Below are 15,911 nucleotides of genomic sequence, written 5' to 3'. Positions count from 1 at the left end.
GAAGACGAGGGACCGGCATGCCCGGCAACTCACAGCGCCGCGGCGCAGTGCGCAAGTCCAACAAGAAGGGTGCGACCGTCGGCAGCGGCGGCCAGCGCCGCAAGCAGCTCGTCGGCCGGGGGCCCACGCCCAAGGCGGAGGAGCGCACCGGTCACCCGGCCGCCCGGCGCGCGGCCCGCACCGACCGGCAGAACGCCCAGCGCGGAGCCGACCGACGGGCCGGCCGGGCCAGCAGCGAGATCGTCGCCGGACGCAACTCGGTGCTCGAGGCCCTGCGCACGTGGGTGCCGGCCAGCACCCTCTACGTCGCCTCGCGCATCGACTCCGACGACCGCGTCAAGGAGGCGGTCAGCCTGGCCACCGAGCGCGGCATCGCCGTGCTCGAGACCCCGCGTGGCGAGCTGGACCGGCTCACCGACGGTGCGGTCCACCAGGGCCTGGCCATGCAGGTGCCGCCCTACGAGTACGCCCACCCCGAGGACCTGATGGACGTCGAGCTGCCCGGGGCGCCGCTCATCGTGGCCCTCGACGGCATCACCGACCCGCGCAACCTCGGGGCGATCATCCGCTCGGCCGGGGCCTTCGGCGGGCACGGGGTCGTCGTCCCGGCCCGGCGCTCGGCCGGCATGACCGCGGCCGCCTGGAAGACCTCGGCGGGAGCCGCGGCCCGCATCCCGGTGGCCCAGGCCACCAACCTCACCCGGGCGCTCGAGGCCTACCGCAAGGCGGGCTTCTTCGTGATCGGCCTGGACAGCGACGGCGACGTGGCGCTGCCCGGGCTGGAGCTCGCGGACCAGCCGCTGGTGGTCGTCGTCGGCTCCGAGGGCAAGGGCCTGTCCCGCCTGGTCCGCGAGACCTGCGACCAGATCGTCTCGATCCCGATGACCGGCGTCACCGAGTCGCTCAACGCCGGCATCGCGGCGGCCGTGACGCTCTACGAGATCGCCCGCCGACGCTCGTGAGCACGCACGCTGCGGGTGGTGGCCGGCGGAGGGTGCTCGCCGCCGGGGCCGTCATGGTGGCCCTCGCCGGGTGTGCGGGCACCGGGGACGGACAGGAGGACGGCGCCTCGCCGGTCGGGCGGACCGGCGAGACCACCGAGGCGCCGCAGACGCTGCCGGTGCCGGACACCGCGCTGGAGGTGGTGGCCGTCCACCCCCGGGGGACAGGCGTCACCCAGGGGCTGGAGGTGGTGGCCGTCTACCCTCGGGGGGCAGGCTTCACCCAGGGGCTGGAGGTCCTCGACGACGGGCGGCTGCTGCACAGCCGCGGGCGCTTCGGAGAGTCCCGCATCGAGGTCGTCGGTCTCGGGCAGACCGAGGCCGAGGTCGCTGCGGACCTGCCGGAGGAGCACTTCGGCGAGGGTGTGACGGTGGTCGGCGACACGGCATACCAGCTCACCTGGCAGTCGGGGGTCGTGCACACCTGGACGCTGCCCGACCTGCAGGCCTCGGCCGAGCTCAGCATCCCCGGACAGGGCTGGGGCCTGTGCCACGACGAGGGCCGCGGGGTGCTGTGGCTCTCCGACGGGTCGTCCACGCTGCAGGCCCTGGCCCCGGCCGACCTGGCGGTCCAGGAGGTCGTCCAGGTGCAGGACGGCGGCTCCCCGGTCACCCGGCTCAACGAGCTGGAGTGCGTCGAGGGGGACGTCTGGGCCAACATCTGGCACAGCGACGAGGTGGTGCGTATCGACCCCGGCTCCGGCGACGTCGTGCAGCGGGTGGACCTGTCCGAGCTCGCTGCCGAGGTGGACGCCGACGACCCCGAGCACGTGCTCAACGGGCTGGCCCACGACCCTGCCGACGGCACCTTCCTGGTCACCGGCAAGGAGTGGGACCGGATCTTCCGGGTCGACCTGTCCGGCGGCTGACGCTCGGCCGGCCTCAGCGCGTCGTGTCGGCCTGGATCGGGATCTCGCCGGTGTCGACGCCGAGCACGGCGGCCTCGTCGGGCTTGCTGGGCAGCACCATGTCGACGTAGTCGCGGACCGCCTCCTCGATGGTCATGTCGTGCCCGGCCCGCTCGGAGAGGTACCACCGGTGCTCGAGCACCTCGTGGAACAGCTCGGCCGGCTCGACCTTGGCGCGCAGCTCCGGGGGCACCGTGCGGGTCACCGGCTCGTAGATGTTGGCCAGCCAGTCGTGCGCCACCTGGGCCTCGTCGTCGTTCTGCCGGTGCAGCGCCGCCCGGTAGGAGTCGAGGTCGTTGAGCAGCCGGCGGGCCTGGTTCTCCTCCACGTCGAGACCGGTCAGGTGCATCAGCCGGCGGGAGTGGTAGCCCGCGTCCACGATCTTGGGCCGGATCTGGATCTGGGTGCCGTCGATGTCGGTGCTGATCTCGAGCTCGTCGACGTCGAAGCCGAGGTTGTTCAGCCGGCGCACCCGCTCCTCCACCCGCCAGCGGTCGCCCCGCTCGAAGCGCTCGGTCTCGGTCAGCTCCTTCCACAGCAGGTTGTAGCGGTGCATGATGCGGTCGGCGATCTCGATCGGGTCGGCGGCCTCGTCGAGGAAGCCGCCGGCCTCGAGGTCCATGAGCTCGCCGGCGATGTTGCCGTGCGCGATGTACAGGTCGTGCTCGCGCTGGCCGTCGCTGAGCCGGGGGTAGACCGAGGCGGTCTCGGCGTCCACGAGGTAGGCGGCGAAGTCGCCGGCGTCGCGGCGGAACAGCGTGTTGGACAGCGACACGTCGCCCCAGAACACCCCGTTGAGGTGGAGCCGGACCAGCAGCACGGCGAGGGCGTCGAGCACGCGCCGGCCCGTGTCGGGGCGCAGGTGCTGGCTGAAGATGGCGCGGTAGGGCAGGGAGAAGCGCAGGTGCCGGGTGACCAGGCACGCGTCGAGCACCTCACCCTGCGCCGTCGTGCGCCCGGAGATGACGGCCAGCGGCTCGACGGCGGGCTGGTCGATGCGGTTGAGCAGGCGGAGCGTGTCGTACTCACGGCGTGCGAGGTGCTCGTGGATCTCCTTGACGGCGATGACGCCTCCGGAGAGCTTGACGAAGCGGACGACGTGCCGCGAGATGCCCCGGGGCAGCGCGGCCAGGTGGTCCTCGGGCCACTCCTCGAGCGGCACCTCCCACGGCAGGTCGAGCAGGACCGGGTCGAGCCGTGCGGCGCTGATGTCCAAGGCCATGGGGGCCACTCTATTCGGCTCGTCGGGACGCGTGGCAGCGTTTGCACGGCTGCTGGGCGTCGTCCCGACCCGGACAACGAGGTATGCCGTCCGCTCCGGGGGAGCGGACGGCATACCTCGTGCTGCGACCTTCGGTCAGCTGATGCGCTCACCGTCGTCCACCTTGAACAGGTGGATGTGGTCGGACTTGGGCAGGAAGTGCACCGTCTCACCCTTGCGCGGCGGCGTGCGGCCGTCGACCCGGGCGATGAACGGCTTGTCGGTCGTCCTGGACCCGGGCAGCTCGCCGTAGATGTAGGCGTCGGCGCCGAGCTCCTCGACCACGTCGATGAGCACCGGCAGGCCACGGCCGGAGTCGTCGAGGGTGACGTCCTCCGGACGGACCCCGACGATGACCTCCGAGCCCGCGCGGGAGAGGTACTCGCGCTCCACCGGGTGGACCGCGTCACCGAACTTGATGCCACCGTCGGTCACCGGCACCTTCATGAGGTTCATGGCGGGGGAACCGATGAAGCCGGCGACGAACACGTTGTTCGGGTGGTCGTACAGCTTGCGCGGCGAGTCGCACTGCATGAGCAGGCCGTCCTTGAGCACGGCGACCCGGTCACCCATCGTCATGGCCTCGACCTGGTCGTGCGTGACGTAGACGGTCGTGACGCCGAGACGACGCTGCAGCGACGCGATCTGGGTGCGGGTCTGCACGCGCAGCTTGGCGTCGAGGTTGGACAGCGGCTCGTCCATGAGGAAGACCTGCGGCTGGCGCACGATCGCGCGACCCATGGCCACGCGCTGCCGCTGGCCACCGGAGAGGGCCTTCGGCTTGCGGTCGAGGTAGTCCTCCAGGTCCAGGATCTTGGCGGCCTCCTCGACGCGGGTGCGGATCTCCTCCTTGGACTTGCCGGCGATCTTGAGCGCGAAGCCCATGTTGTCGGCGACCGTCATGTGGGGGTAGAGCGCGTAGTTCTGGAAGACCATCGCCACGTCGCGGTCCTTGGGGGGCAGCGAGGTGACGTCGCGGTCGCCGATCAGGATGCGGCCCTCGTTGACCTCCTCCAGGCCTGCCAGCATGCGCAGGCTGGTGGACTTGCCGCAGCCGGAGGGGCCGACGAAGACGAGGAACTCGCCGTCGGCGATCTCGATGTTGAGCTTGTCCACCGACGGGGTGTCCGCCCCGGGGTAGATGCGCGTCGCGTGGTCAAAGGTCACAGAGGCCATGGCCATCTCCTTCACCGGCAGGAACGTGCCGGACGATCCGTTGTAAAGGACCCGGTGGACGGGCGTCCTCCGGGGCGCTCCGGGACGACGCCTCCGGGGCGGTGTCGGCGAAGGCCTGACCGTCCGCGGCGACGCTGCCAGGAACTGTTCGTTACCGTACCGCAATCTGCAAAATCTTGCAGTAGGTGGCAATGAGTGCTCATACTGTGTCATCACTTCCCTCCGGAGTCCAGAGTCCTGACCTCCGGTCCAGCACCCCCTCGCGCCCCCGGGCGCACCATCTGTTCGAAGGAGAACGGCCCATGAAGCGCACCAGTGGTCTGGTAGCACTCACCGGAATCGCGGCCCTGCTGCTGACCGCCTGCGGCGGCGACGCGGAGGAGACCGACACCGGGTCAGGCGACACCGGCGAGGTCTCGGAGGAGACCGGCGACGCGGCGGAGGAGACCGGCGACGCAGCGGAGGAGACCGAGGAAGCGGCCGAGGGGGAGGAAGAGGAGGAAGCCGCCCCCGTGCGTGACCAGAACGCCGAGCTCGTGATCTGGGCCGACGACGTCCGGGCCCCCATCCTGACCGAGTACGCCGAGCAGTTCGGCGAGGAGTACGGCATCACCACGCAGGTGCAGGTGGCGACCGACGTGCGCGAGCAGTACAAGAACGCGACCAACGTGGACCAGGGGCCGGACATCGTCGTGGGTGCCCACGACTGGCTGGGCGAGTTCGTGCAGGACGGCAGCGTCGAGCCGGTCCAGATGTCCGCCGAGACCCAGGAGCAGTTCACCCCGGAGTCGATCGAGGCCACGCAGTACAACGGCCAGATCTACGGCGTGCCCTACGCCACCGAGAACCTCGGGCTCATCCGCAACGTGGACCTCGTGCCCGACGCGCCCGCCACGATGGAGGAGATGATCGAGGCCGGCAACGCCCTCGTCGACTCCGGTGACGCCGAGGCCCCGATGATGACCCCCGTCGGCCAGCAGGGCGACGCCTACCACGCGTTCCCCTACCTCTCGGCCTACGGCGGCGGCATCTTCGGCACCAACGACGACGGCGGATGGGACCCCGGCACCGTGATCGTGGACTCCGACGAGACCGTCCAGGGTGCCGAGAAGGTCGCCTGGCTCGGTGAGGAGGGCGCGCTCAGCAAGAGCGTCGACTCCACCACCATGGAGGCGCTGTTCACCGAGGGCCGCGTGCCCTTCATAGTGACCGGCCCCTGGACGGTCGCCAACGTCGAGGGGGCGGGCATCAACTACGAGATCACCCCGATCCCCGAGTTCGAGGACGGCGGCGACCCGCTGCCCTTCCTCGGCGTGCAGATGTTCTACGTGTCCTCGCAGGCACAGAACGCCGCCCTGGCCCAGGAGTTCGTCAACCAGTACGTCCCGACCATGGAGATGCAGATGGCCCTCTTCGAGGCCGGCCAGCGGCCGCCGGCCCTCGTCGAGGCGCTGGACCAGGTCTCCGCCGAGGACGAGGACATCGCGGCCTGGGCCGAGGCCGGCGAGGGTGCCGTGCCGATGCCGAACATCCCGGCGATGAACGCCGTCTGGGGCCCGCTGGGCCAGGCCACGGCCGACGTCGCCGACGGTGACGACCCGGCCGAGCGCATGAGCGCCGCGCAGGAGGAGATCACCGCCAACATCGGCTGACCGACTCGACGCAGCACCATCCGGGCCGGTCGCGACGCGTCGCGACCGGCCCGGGTGCGCACCACCAGCACCGCAGCCCCTGCCGCTCCTCGCACGATCCGGAGACAACGATGTCGCAGACCCGGTCCGACTCCGACGCCACCCTCGAGAGCTTCAACCCCGACGAGAAGCTGGAGTTCCGTCAGGGCACCCCGCTGTGGGTCCTCGTCGTCAAGTGGGCCCTGATCGCCCTGGTGATGGCCACGGCGCTCTACATCGCCACCCGGCTGGCCGCGGAGGGCTACTGGCTGATGGTGGTCCTGACCGCCTTCGTCGGCCTGGCCATCCTGGTCGTCTACGCCGGCAAGGGCCTGATCCCCCTGAAGTACCTGCTCCCCGGTGTGCTGCTCATGCTGGCGCTGCAGATCTGGCCGCTGGTCTACACCGTCTCGATCTCGTTCACCAACTACGGCAGCGGCCACCTGGGCACCAAGGAGCAGGCGATCGTCGCCGTCGAGGCCAACTCGGTGCGCCAGGTCGAGGGGTCGGCGCGCTACCAGCTCAACATCGCCGTCCCCGACGGGCAGGACCCGGCCACCGGTGACCTGACCTACCTGCTGACCGACCCCGAGGGCACCTTCCTGGCCGGCGACCTGGACGGCACGACCGAGCTCGACCCGGAGACGGTCGAGACCAACCCGGCCGGCCGCATCCTGTCGGCCGAGGGCTACCAGACCCTGTCCGCGACGGAGGTCAACGAGCGCTCCCAGGACCTGGCCGACTTCGCGGTGCCCACCGAGGAGGGCGGCATCAAGCAGATCGGTCTGTCCGAGGCCTTCATCGGGGAGCCGACGCTGGTCTACGACGAGGCCTCGGACACCATCACCGACACGGCCAGTGGCCGGGTGTTCGTCGCGGACGACGAGATCGGCAACTTCGTGCCGGAGGACGGTGTGGGCAGACCCCTGGCCCAGGGCTGGCGGGTCAACGTCGGGTTCGACAACTACGTCAGCGCCCTGACCGACCCCACCCTGCGCTCCGGTCTCTTCAACACCCTGGTGTGGAACTTCGTCTTCGCGGCGGTCTCGGTGGTCAGCACGTTCCTGCTGGGGATGTTCCTCGCCCTGCTCTTCAACGACCCACGGCTCAGGGGCAAGGGGCTCTACCGGTCGCTGCTGATCCTGCCCTACGCCCTGCCGATCTACGTGACGGCAATGGTGTGGGCCTCGATGTTCAACACCGACTTCGGTCTCATCAACGAGCTCACCGGGCTCTCGATCAACTGGCTCGGTGACCCGTTCTGGGCCAAGGTGGCCATCCTGGTGACCAACCTGTGGCTGGGCTTCCCCTACATGTTCATCGTCTGCACGGGTGCCCTCCAGGCCATCCCGACCGACGTCAAGGAGGCTGCCGCCATCGACGGCGCCGGTCCGCTGCGGACCATCTGGTCGGTGATCATGCCGCTGCTGCTGGTGGCCGTCGGCCCGCTGCTCATCGCGTCCTTCGCCTTCAACTTCAACAACTTCGGGCTGATCTTCCTGATGACCGAGGGCGGGCCGTTCGTGGGCGGGCAGAGCCAGATCGGGTCCACCGACCTGCTCATCACGCTCGCCTACCGGCTGGCCATCGGCGGCACGACGCCCAACTTCGGGTTCGCCTCGGCGGTCTCGGTCTTCATCTTCATCCTGGTCGCGCTCATCAGCTACCAGGGCTTCAAGCGCACCGCTGCTCTCGAGGACGTGAACTGACATGAGCTCGACACCCCAGGACCCCACGGACACCGCCCTGGCCGACGCGCCCCTCGAGGCCGGGTCGGGCGGCCGGACCCCCACCCCCGGCAAGCCGCGCGGCAGCGTGTGGTGGCGGCACGCGCTGGCACTGCTGGCGCTCGCGTTCGCGCTGTTCCCGATCGTCTTCATCGTGTCCTCGGCCTTCAACAACGCCGGCACCCTGTCCACGTCGAGCCTGCTGCCCAGCAACATCGGGGTGGAGAACTTCAACGACCTCTTCTCCGACTCCGCCCGGCCCTACTGGACGTGGTTCCGCAACTCGCTCATCATCTGCGGGGTCGCGACCGTGGCCACCCTGTTCCTCGGGGCCAGCGCCGCCTACGCGTTCTCGCGGCTGCGCTGGACAGGGCGGCGTGGTGGCCTGCTGTTCATCCTGCTGGTGCAGATGTTCCCGGCACTGCTCGCCTTCGTGGCACTCTTCATCACCTTCGCCAACGTGGGCAACGTCCTGCCGGCGATCGGCCTCAACACCCTGGCCGGCCTGCTGCTGGTCTACCTGGGCGGAGCCATGGGCTCCAACATCTGGCTGCTCAAGGGATACTTCGACACGGTGCCCCGCGAGCTGGACGAGGCAGCCAAGATCGACGGCTCCTCGCACGCGCGGATCTTCTTCACCATCACCCTGCGCCTGGTCACCCCGATCCTGGCCACCGTGGCGATCCTGGCGTTCGTCGGGCTGTGGGGCGAGTTCCTGCTGGCCAGCATCTTCCTCACCTCCGCGGACAACCAGACCCTCGCGGTCGGCCTCTACGCCACCCGCCAGGCCGACCAGAACCGCTACTTCGGCCAGTTCGTGGCAGGGGCGCTCATCGCCTCCATCCCTGTGGTGCTGGTCTACCTGGCCCTGCAGAAGCAGCTCGTCGGCGGACTCACCCAGGGGTCGGTGAAGTAGGCCAGATGGACCTGCTGACCCCCCATCACGACGGGTCCCCGCTCTACGTCTCCGCACAGCACCCCCGGCCGGGCCAGACGGTCCAGGTCCGGGTGCGTGTGCCGCACGCCGCCGGGGTGAGCGCCGTCCACGTGCGTGTCGTCCCGGACGGTGAGCAGGAGTTCGTCGCCGCACGGGAGGTCGCCCGTGACGAGCGGGAGGCGTGGTGGCAGGCGGAGGTGCGCTGCCACAACCCGGTGACCGGCTACCGCTTCCTGCTGAGCGGGGACGAGCAGGCCGGCGCCCCGGCATACCGCTGGCTCAACGGCACCGGGGTGCACCCGCGGGACGTGCCCGACGCCGCCGACTTCCGCATCGTCACCTTCCCGGCGCCGCCGGCGTGGGCACCCGGGTCCGTCGTCTACCAGGTCTTCCCCGACCGGTTCGCCCGGCACCCCGAGGTGGAGCCGGTGGGGGACCCCGGTGGTCCACGCACCGACCTCCCGGGCTGGGCCGTGCCTGCCGCATGGGACGACCCCGTCGACATCCACCGCGACACCGGGCCCCGGCAGGTCTTCGGCGGCACCCTCGAAGGCATCCGTGAGCACCTCGACCATCTGGTCGACCTGGGCGCCACCGTGCTCTACCTCACCCCCTTCTTCCCGGCACGGTCCAACCACCGCTACGACGCCTCCACCTTCGACGAGGTCGACCCGGTGCTGGGGGACGCCGCAGCGCTGGTGCGCCTGCAGGAGGAGGCGCACCAGCGCGGACTGCGGGTCATGGGTGACGTCACCACCAACCACACCGGCGACTCGCACGAGTGGTTCCGTGCCGCCGTCGCCGACCTCGAGGGCGAGCACGCCGGCTGGTACGTCCGCGACCCCGAGCAGGAGGCCGACGACGGCTGGGTCAGCTGGCTGGGGGTGGGGTCGCTGCCCAAGCTCGACTACACCAACCCGGCGGTCGGTGCGGCGGTCTACGGCACGCCGCAGTCGGTCATCCGGCGCTGGCTGGGGCCCGGCAAGGGGCTGGACGCGTGGCGGGTCGACGTGGCCAACATGACGGGCCGCTTCAAGGACGTCGACGTGGCGCACGACGTGGCGCGCGGGGTGCGGCGCGCGGTCGACGAGGTCGCCGCCGCGACCGGGGAGGAGCACCTGCTCATCGCCGAGCACACCCACGACCACAGCTCCGACGCGCTCGGCGACGGCTGGCACGGCGTCATGAACTACTCGGGCTTCACCCGGCCGGCCTGGACCTGGCTGCGGCACGCCGGCTTCTCCCCGAAGTTCCTGGGGTCGCCGCTGCGGGTGCCCCGCGCGGACGCGCGGCTGGTCGCCGAGACCATGCGGGAGTTCGCGGCCATCGTGCCGTGGCGCACCGTGGCCCACAGCCTCACGCTCCTCGGCTCTCACGACACCTCGCGGGTGCGCACCCTGGTCGGGGACGACCCCGTCCAGGGCGAGGTCGCGGCTGCGCTGCTGCTCACGATGCCGGGCATCCCGATGGTCACCTACGGCGACGAGGTCGGCATGCCCGGCGACTTCGGCGAGGCCGGGCGCCGGCCGATGCCGTGGTCGGCCCGCGACACGGACCCCAGCCGCTGGGACGAGGCGACGTATGCGGCGTACCGCGCCCTGGTGGGGGTCCGCCGCGAGCACCCGGCCCTGCACTCCGGGGGGATGCGCTGGGCCCACGCCGAGGGGGACTGCATGGTCTTCCTGCGCGAGGCCGAGGGTGAGACGGCCCTGGTGCACCTCGCCCGGCAGGCGCACGAGCCGGTGCGGCTACCGCTATCGTCACTCCCGGGCCTGGCCTCGGGCTCCGCGGTCATCGGCCCCGAGCCCCTCGTGGCCGGCGACGCCGTGGTCCTGGACGCCTCCCGTCCGCTGGTGCGCGTGTGGCTGTGGCAGCCCCCTGTGCCCGAGTGGGCCACGTGACGACAGCTGGAGGTGCACCATGAGTGGCAGGCTCTCGGAGCTGGCGGCCTACGCCGGTGTCAGCGAGGCGACGGTGAGCCGCGTGCTCAACGACAAGCCGGGCGTGGCGGCGGCGACCAGGCAGGCGGTGCTCACGGCGGTCGACGTGCTCGGCTACGAGCGGCCGAGCAAGCTGCGCCGCAGCTCGGCGGGCCTCGTCGGGCTGATCACGCCCGAGCTGACCAACCCCTTCTTCCCGCTCATGGCGCAGACGCTCGAGACCCACCTGGCCGCTGCGGGCTACACGCCGGTGCTGTGCACCCAGACCCCGGGAGGAGTGCACGAGGACGAGTACGTCCAGATGCTCCTGGACCGTGGGGTGGCCGGCATCATCTTCGTCTCCGGGCTGCACGCCGACACCAAGGCGGGCGTCGAGCGCTACGTGCGGCTGCGCGAGCAACGGCTGCCGATCGTGCTGGTCAACGGGTTCCGTGAGGGCGTCGAGGCGCACTTCATCTCACACGACGACTTCAGCTCCATGCAGATGGCGGTGCAGCACCTGCGCGACATGGGCCACACCCGCATCGGCTTCGCCACCGGCCCGGCCCGCTACGTGCCCGTGCAGCGCCGCATCGAGGGCTTCCGGGCCGCGATGTCGGACCTGGCGAGGGCGCAGGAGCTGGATCGGTGGGTGCAGACCACGCTCTTCTCGGTCGAAGGTGGTGTCACCGCCGCCCGCAACCTCCTGACCAAGGGTGTCACCGCTGTCGTCTGCGGGTCCGACCTCATGGCGCTCGGTGTCGTGCGGGCGGCCCGGCAGAGCGGCCTGAGCGTGCCTGAGGACCTCTCGGTGATCGGCTCCGACGACTTCCCCCTGGTGGGCTTCACCGACCCGCCGCTGACCACGATCCGGCAGGACGTGCCGGGCATGGCCGAGGCGGCGGTGACCGCCTTGCTGGAGGAGATCGCCGGGGAGCGCGTGGAGCATCGGGAGTACCGCTTCGCCCCCGAGCTGATCCTGCGACGCTCGACCGCACAGGTGCCGGCGGCGTCGCTGGTGCCCAGCTCGCCGGCCGGCCTCTCGAGCGCCACCTGACCGCTCGACCGTTGTCGCTCAGGTGGGCCGGCCGCCCACGTGGGTGCTGCGCCGGTCGCGCAGGTGCTCCAGCATCTCCACGACGGCAGGCTCGTCGGCGAGGCGATGGGCAGCCGCCGTCTCACCGTCGCCGACCTTGACGCTCACGTCACCCGCCCGCAGGTGGGCGAAGGCACGCTCGTCGGTGACGTCGTCGCCGGCATACAGGATGGTCTCGGCCCCGACGGCCGCAGCGAGGTCGAGCAGCGCCGGGCCCTTGCCCGCCTCACTGACGGCCAGCTCGAGGACGTCCTTGCCGGGTGTCACCGTGACCCCTGCGTGCCCGGAGGCCAGCTCGGCGCCCGCGTCGAGCGCCGCGCGGGCGGCGGGCTCGCCCACCCCGCGGGTGTGCAGCACCAGGGCGGAGGGCTTGCGCTCCACGCGCACCTCCGGGTGACGGTGCAGCAGGCCCTCCAGCGCCTCGTCCAGAGCGTCGTAGCGTGCCCGCTCCTCGTCGGTCAGCGCATGGCTGACGGTGCTCAGCGAGGACTCGGCCCCGTGGCTGCCGATGAGCACCAGCGGGTCGGTGGCACCGGTGAGCTGGCGCAACGGCGCCAGGGCGCGCCCGGACACCAGGGCGACGGTGACCCCGGCCAGGTCCGCCAGCTCACGCAGCACCGGCATCGCCCCCGGCACCGGGGCGACGTCCATCGGCTCGTCGCCGAGGGGTGCCAGGGTGCCGTCGAAGTCGACCCCGACGAGCAGGGTCTCGTGCCGGGCGAGGTCGTCGAGGGCAGCACGCAGTCGGTCGTCCACGGTCCGTATTGTGCACCTATCGGCGGGGCGGCTTGTCCGGGGCGAACTCGAGGGCCCGCAGGTAGCGCTGAGCCCAGGTCTGCACGTCGTTGGTGCGCACCCGACGGCGCAGGGCCCGCATCCGCCGGCGGCGCTCGGAGGGGGAGTCGCGGATGGCCCGCAGGATGGTCTGCTTGAGACCGATGATGTCGTGCGGGTTGCAGCTGTAGGCCTGCCTGAGCTCCTGGGCCGCACCGGTGAACTCGCTGAGCACCAGGGCCCCGCCGAGATCGTGGCGACAGGTGACGTACTCCTTGGCGACGAGGTTCATGCCGTCGCGCAGCGGGGTCACCAGCATGATGTCGGCGGCCTGGAACATCGCGGCCATCTCGTCGCGCGGGTAGGACTGGTGCAGGTAGTGCACCGCGGCGTCGCCGATGTGGGAGAAGTCCCCGTTGATCCGCCCGACCATGCCCTCGATCTGCGCACGCAGCTGGCGGTATGCCGCCACGCGCTCGCGGGAGGGCGTGGCCACCTGGACGAAGGTCGCCTCGGGCGGGCCGATGTCGCCGTCCTCGAGCAGCTCGCTGATGGCGCGCAGGCGGTGCCGGATGCCCTTGGTGTAGTCGAGCCGGTCGACGCCGAGCAGCACCACGTCGGGGTCGCCCAGGGAGGCGCGGATCTCCTTGGCCCGGGCTCGCACCTCCGGGGTCCGGGCCAGGGCCTCGAGGCCGGCGAAGTCGATGGAGATCGGCACGGCCGCCGCACGCACCAGGCGCGGCGATGCGCCGGGGTGGTCGTCGTCCGTGCCCTCCCAGGCCACGACGTCACCCTTGCTGGTGGCTCCGAGCAGCTGGCGGCAGGCCCGCACGAAGTTGCCCGCGTCGGTCGTGCGCTGGAAGCCCAGGAAGTCGGCACCGAGCAGGCCCCGCAGCACGTGCTTGCGCCAGGGGAGCTGGGCGAAGAGCTCGACGGGCGGGAAGGGGATGTGGTTGAACCAGCCGATCCGCAGGTCGGGTCGCAGGTCGCGCAGCAGGGCGGGCACGAGCTGCAGCTGGTAGTCGTGCACCCAGACCGTGGCGCCCTCGGCCGCCACGTCGGCGACCGCGTGGGCGAAGCGCTCGTTCACCGTGCGGTAGGTGGCCCACCAGCGCCGATGGAAGGTCGGCTCGACGATGACGTCGTGGTAGATCGGCCAGAGGGTGTCGTTGCTGAAGCCCTCGTAGTAGTCGCGGATCTCGTTGGCGTCGAGCGGCACGGGGTGCAGCTGCAGGCCGGTCTCGGTCTCGAACGGCTCGGGTGCCTCCCCGGGCTCGCCCGCCCAGCCCACCCATACGCCGTCACGGCCGGTCATGACCGACTCCATCGCGGTGACCAGACCCCCCGGGCTGGTGCGCCACTCGGTGCTGCCGTCGGGGTGGACGACCCGGTCGACGGGCAGCCTGTTGGCGGCGACGACGAAGTCGACGGTGCGTCCGCTGGGCGACATGAGACCTCCCTCGTTGCTCGAGCCGCCAGCCTAGGCCAGCCCCGCCGGCGCCGCGGCTGCTGGTGCCACGGCGCCGGCTCCCGGTCGTCCGCGACCCGTCAGGACCGGGGCGTGCAGGCGCGTCCCAGGGCTGACCGCATACCGTGGACTCCGTGACCACCGAGCTGCCCCGCACCGAGGAGGCCGAGGCGCCGCGCCGCCTTGGCCCCTACGAGCTCGGCCCCCGGATCGGCGAGGGGGGCATGGGCATCGTCTACCGGGCCTTCATGCCCGACGGCCGGGACTGTGCCATCAAGGTGCTGCGGCCGCACATCGCCCACGACGAGGGCGCCCGCGCCCGGCTGCGCCGCGAGGTCGCGACCCTGGAGCGGGTGCACCATCCCAACGTCGCCGCGGTGCTGGACGCCGACGTGGACGGGCCCTCGCCCTACCTGGTCACGGAGTACGTCCCCGGGGCGCCGCTGGACGTGGTCGTGGCCGAGCAGGGCCCGCTGCCTCCCGAGGCGCTCGCGCGGCTCGGGCAGGGGCTCTACGAGGCGCTGGAGGCCATCCATGCCGTCGGCATCGTGCACCGGGACCTCAAGCCGGGCAACGTGCTCATGGTGGGGGACGACCCGGTCGTCATCGACTTCGGCATCGCCCAGGTCAGCGAGGACGTCAGGCTCACCATGACCGGGATGGTGATGGGCACCCCGGGCTACCTGTCGCCGGAGGTCGTGGAGGGCGGCTCGGTGACCGAGGCCACCGACTGGTGGGGGTGGGCGGCCACGCTGTCGTTCGCCGCGAGCGGCCAGCCGCCGTTCGGGCGAGGGCCGATGAGCGTCGTGCTCGACCGGGTCATCCGTGGCCGCACCCAGCTGGTCGAGGTGGACCCCGACCTCAGGCCGCTGCTCCTGGCGGCCCTGCACCCGGACCCGGCGCACCGGCCGGGGGCGGACGTCGTGCTGGAGGCGCTGCAGGCGTATGCCGAGCGCCGGCCTGTCGAGGAGGTGCTCACGCGGCACGTGCCCTCGGCGGACCACACGACCTCGCGTCCCACGACGCCGGACCAGCCCTGGGCCTCCGACCGGACGGCACGGACGGGGGCCCAGGAGGTCGTCGACCCCACGGTGGTCCAGCCCGTCGCGCACACCCGCGTGCAACCCGTGCAGCGCCCGCCCCAGCCTCCCCCCCGTGGGCCGCAGCCCGGTCCCTACCCGCTTCCGCCGCCGAACGGGTCGCCCTACGGTCCACCGCACGACCCACGGCTCGGGCCTGCCCAGCCGGGCCCGACCGGTGGTGGGGCGTCGCCGGCCTATCCCGCCCGCCCGGGCGACCCCCGGATCGGCCGGCCGATGCGCACCGGCACCCTCGCGGCGCTGCTGCTCCTCTTCGTGGCGGTGTCCGCCGTCGTGCCGCTGCTCGCCTGGGGTGTGCTCGCGCTGTGGTCGGTGCTGGGCCGCTGGGTGGACCGCACCATGACCGGGCTGGTGCTGCGGCGCCACGAGGCCGGCCCTCGCGGCAGCGACCTGCCGATGATGATGCTGGCCGCACCCTGGCACCTGGTGGGTGCGGTGCTGGGGGCCGGGCTGAGCCTGCTGCTGCCGGTCGCCTTCGCTGTCGTCGCCGCAGCGCTCACGTCATACGGTCTCGCCATGGCGGGGGTGGTGGACATCGGGATCGAGCACCCCGTCGCGATCGGGGTCGGCTCGCTGCTCGGAGCGCTCACGACGTGGTGGGGTCCCGGCGGCATCTCGCTGCGCCGCGGGTCACGCACGATCGTGCGTGCGGTGCTGCCGGCAGGGGTGGTCACCCAGGTCGTCGTGAGCCTGCTGAGCGTCGGCGCGCTCGGCCTCGGGGTGTGGGCCGCGCTCGAGGGTCAGGACGTGTCGTGGTGGCCCAACCCCGGCGGAGAACCGCCGCTCGTCGAGTTCCTGGGGTGGACGAGACTGGAGTGACAATTGTGACAGGGGTTGACGCGTGTCAATTCACCCGTACCGTAGTCGAATCTGG

Annotated in this window: 12 protein-coding genes; 8 read left to right on the top strand and 4 right to left on the bottom strand. The window is 71.6% G+C overall.

Going from position 1 to position 15,911, the window contains the following annotated elements:
- Nucleotides 1-17: 17 nt before the first annotated feature.
- Nucleotides 18-962, top strand: coding sequence for a 23S rRNA (guanosine(2251)-2'-O)-methyltransferase RlmB (gene rlmB / locus LVO85_RS10665; protein WP_232747468.1), 945 nt, complete (start codon nt 18-20; stop codon nt 960-962).
- Nucleotides 959-1,870: a glutaminyl-peptide cyclotransferase gene (locus LVO85_RS10660; RefSeq protein ID WP_232747467.1), complete on the top strand. Its 912-nt coding sequence runs from the start codon at nt 959-961 to the stop codon at nt 1,868-1,870. The genes rlmB and LVO85_RS10660 overlap by 4 nt, the downstream gene beginning before the upstream one ends.
- A gap of 13 nt (nt 1,871-1,883) precedes the next feature.
- On the opposite strand, the gene LVO85_RS10655 is transcribed toward LVO85_RS10660, so the two are convergent.
- Nucleotides 1,884-3,131: a DUF4032 domain-containing protein gene (locus LVO85_RS10655; protein WP_232747466.1), complete on the bottom strand. Its 1,248-nt coding sequence runs from the start codon at nt 3,129-3,131 to the stop codon at nt 1,884-1,886.
- A gap of 135 nt (nt 3,132-3,266) precedes the next feature.
- The gene (locus tag LVO85_RS10650; RefSeq protein WP_232747465.1) at nt 3,267-4,346 is read right to left on the bottom strand and encodes an ABC transporter ATP-binding protein; all 1,080 of its coding nucleotides are present in this window, start codon (nt 4,344-4,346) and stop codon (nt 3,267-3,269) included.
- 302 nt (nt 4,347-4,648) lie between these two features.
- On the opposite strand from LVO85_RS10650, the gene LVO85_RS10645 reads away from it, so the two are divergent.
- The 5 genes from LVO85_RS10645 (at nt 4,649) to LVO85_RS10625 (ending at nt 11,656) form a co-directional block, all read left to right on the top strand.
- Nucleotides 4,649-5,998, top strand: a complete 1,350-nt coding sequence (locus LVO85_RS10645; RefSeq protein ID WP_232747464.1) for a sugar ABC transporter substrate-binding protein — start codon at nt 4,649-4,651, stop codon at nt 5,996-5,998.
- A gap of 110 nt (nt 5,999-6,108) precedes the next feature.
- Complete coding sequence (locus LVO85_RS10640) at nt 6,109-7,725, top strand: ABC transporter permease subunit (protein WP_232747463.1); 1,617 nt, start codon at nt 6,109-6,111, stop codon at nt 7,723-7,725.
- 1 nt (nt 7,726) lies between these two features.
- Complete coding sequence (locus LVO85_RS10635; protein ID WP_232747462.1) at nt 7,727-8,659, top strand: sugar ABC transporter permease; 933 nt, start codon at nt 7,727-7,729, stop codon at nt 8,657-8,659.
- 5 nt (nt 8,660-8,664) lie between these two features.
- Nucleotides 8,665-10,581 carry a glycoside hydrolase family 13 protein gene (locus LVO85_RS10630; RefSeq protein ID WP_232747461.1) on the top strand — a complete coding sequence of 639 codons (1,917 nt, stop codon included), beginning with the start codon at nt 8,665-8,667 and terminating at the stop codon, nt 10,579-10,581.
- Between the two features lie 19 nt (nt 10,582-10,600).
- Nucleotides 10,601-11,656: a LacI family DNA-binding transcriptional regulator gene (locus tag LVO85_RS10625; protein ID WP_232747460.1), complete on the top strand. Its 1,056-nt coding sequence runs from the start codon at nt 10,601-10,603 to the stop codon at nt 11,654-11,656.
- 18 nt (nt 11,657-11,674) lie between these two features.
- Here the strand turns inward: LVO85_RS10625 and otsB are convergent, their stop codons facing one another.
- A complete protein-coding gene (gene otsB / locus LVO85_RS10620) occupies nt 11,675-12,451 on the bottom strand; it encodes a trehalose-phosphatase (RefSeq protein WP_232747459.1) in 777 nt (258 codons plus the stop codon).
- A 16-nt stretch (nt 12,452-12,467) separates the two neighbouring features.
- On the bottom strand, nt 12,468-13,919 hold the full coding sequence (locus LVO85_RS10615; protein ID WP_232747458.1) for an alpha,alpha-trehalose-phosphate synthase (UDP-forming): 1,452 nt from the start codon (nt 13,917-13,919) through the stop codon (nt 12,468-12,470).
- A 152-nt stretch (nt 13,920-14,071) separates the two neighbouring features.
- Here LVO85_RS10615 and LVO85_RS10610 point away from each other — a divergent pair, with 152 nt between their 5' ends.
- Complete coding sequence (locus LVO85_RS10610; protein ID WP_232747457.1) at nt 14,072-15,856, top strand: serine/threonine-protein kinase; 1,785 nt, start codon at nt 14,072-14,074, stop codon at nt 15,854-15,856.
- Nucleotides 15,857-15,911: the final 55 nt, after the last annotated feature.

Source organism: Ornithinimicrobium sediminis, from assembly GCF_021272345.1.
GTDB classification, from domain to species: Bacteria; Actinomycetota; Actinomycetes; order Actinomycetales; family Dermatophilaceae; genus Ornithinicoccus; species Ornithinicoccus sediminis_B.
Note: the sequence above shows the minus strand (reverse complement) of the source record. Positions and strands in the feature narration are given on the sequence as shown.

Excerpts from the sequence above, each read along its gene's own strand:
- rlmB (WP_232747468.1), top strand. The coding sequence starts at position 18 with ATGCCCGGCAACTCACAGCGCCGCGGCGCAGTGCGCAAGTCCAACAAG.
- LVO85_RS10655 (WP_232747466.1), bottom strand. The coding sequence starts at position 3,131 with ATGGCCTTGGACATCAGCGCCGCACGGCTCGACCCGGTCCTGCTCGAC.
- LVO85_RS10650 (WP_232747465.1), bottom strand. The coding sequence starts at position 4,346 with ATGGCCTCTGTGACCTTTGACCACGCGACGCGCATCTACCCCGGGGCG.
- LVO85_RS10645 (WP_232747464.1), top strand. The coding sequence starts at position 4,649 with ATGAAGCGCACCAGTGGTCTGGTAGCACTCACCGGAATCGCGGCCCTG.
- LVO85_RS10640 (WP_232747463.1), top strand. The coding sequence starts at position 6,109 with ATGTCGCAGACCCGGTCCGACTCCGACGCCACCCTCGAGAGCTTCAAC.
- LVO85_RS10635 (WP_232747462.1), top strand. The coding sequence starts at position 7,727 with ATGAGCTCGACACCCCAGGACCCCACGGACACCGCCCTGGCCGACGCG.
- LVO85_RS10630 (WP_232747461.1), top strand. The coding sequence starts at position 8,665 with ATGGACCTGCTGACCCCCCATCACGACGGGTCCCCGCTCTACGTCTCC.
- LVO85_RS10625 (WP_232747460.1), top strand. The coding sequence starts at position 10,601 with ATGAGTGGCAGGCTCTCGGAGCTGGCGGCCTACGCCGGTGTCAGCGAG.
- LVO85_RS10615 (WP_232747458.1), bottom strand. The coding sequence starts at position 13,919 with ATGTCGCCCAGCGGACGCACCGTCGACTTCGTCGTCGCCGCCAACAGG.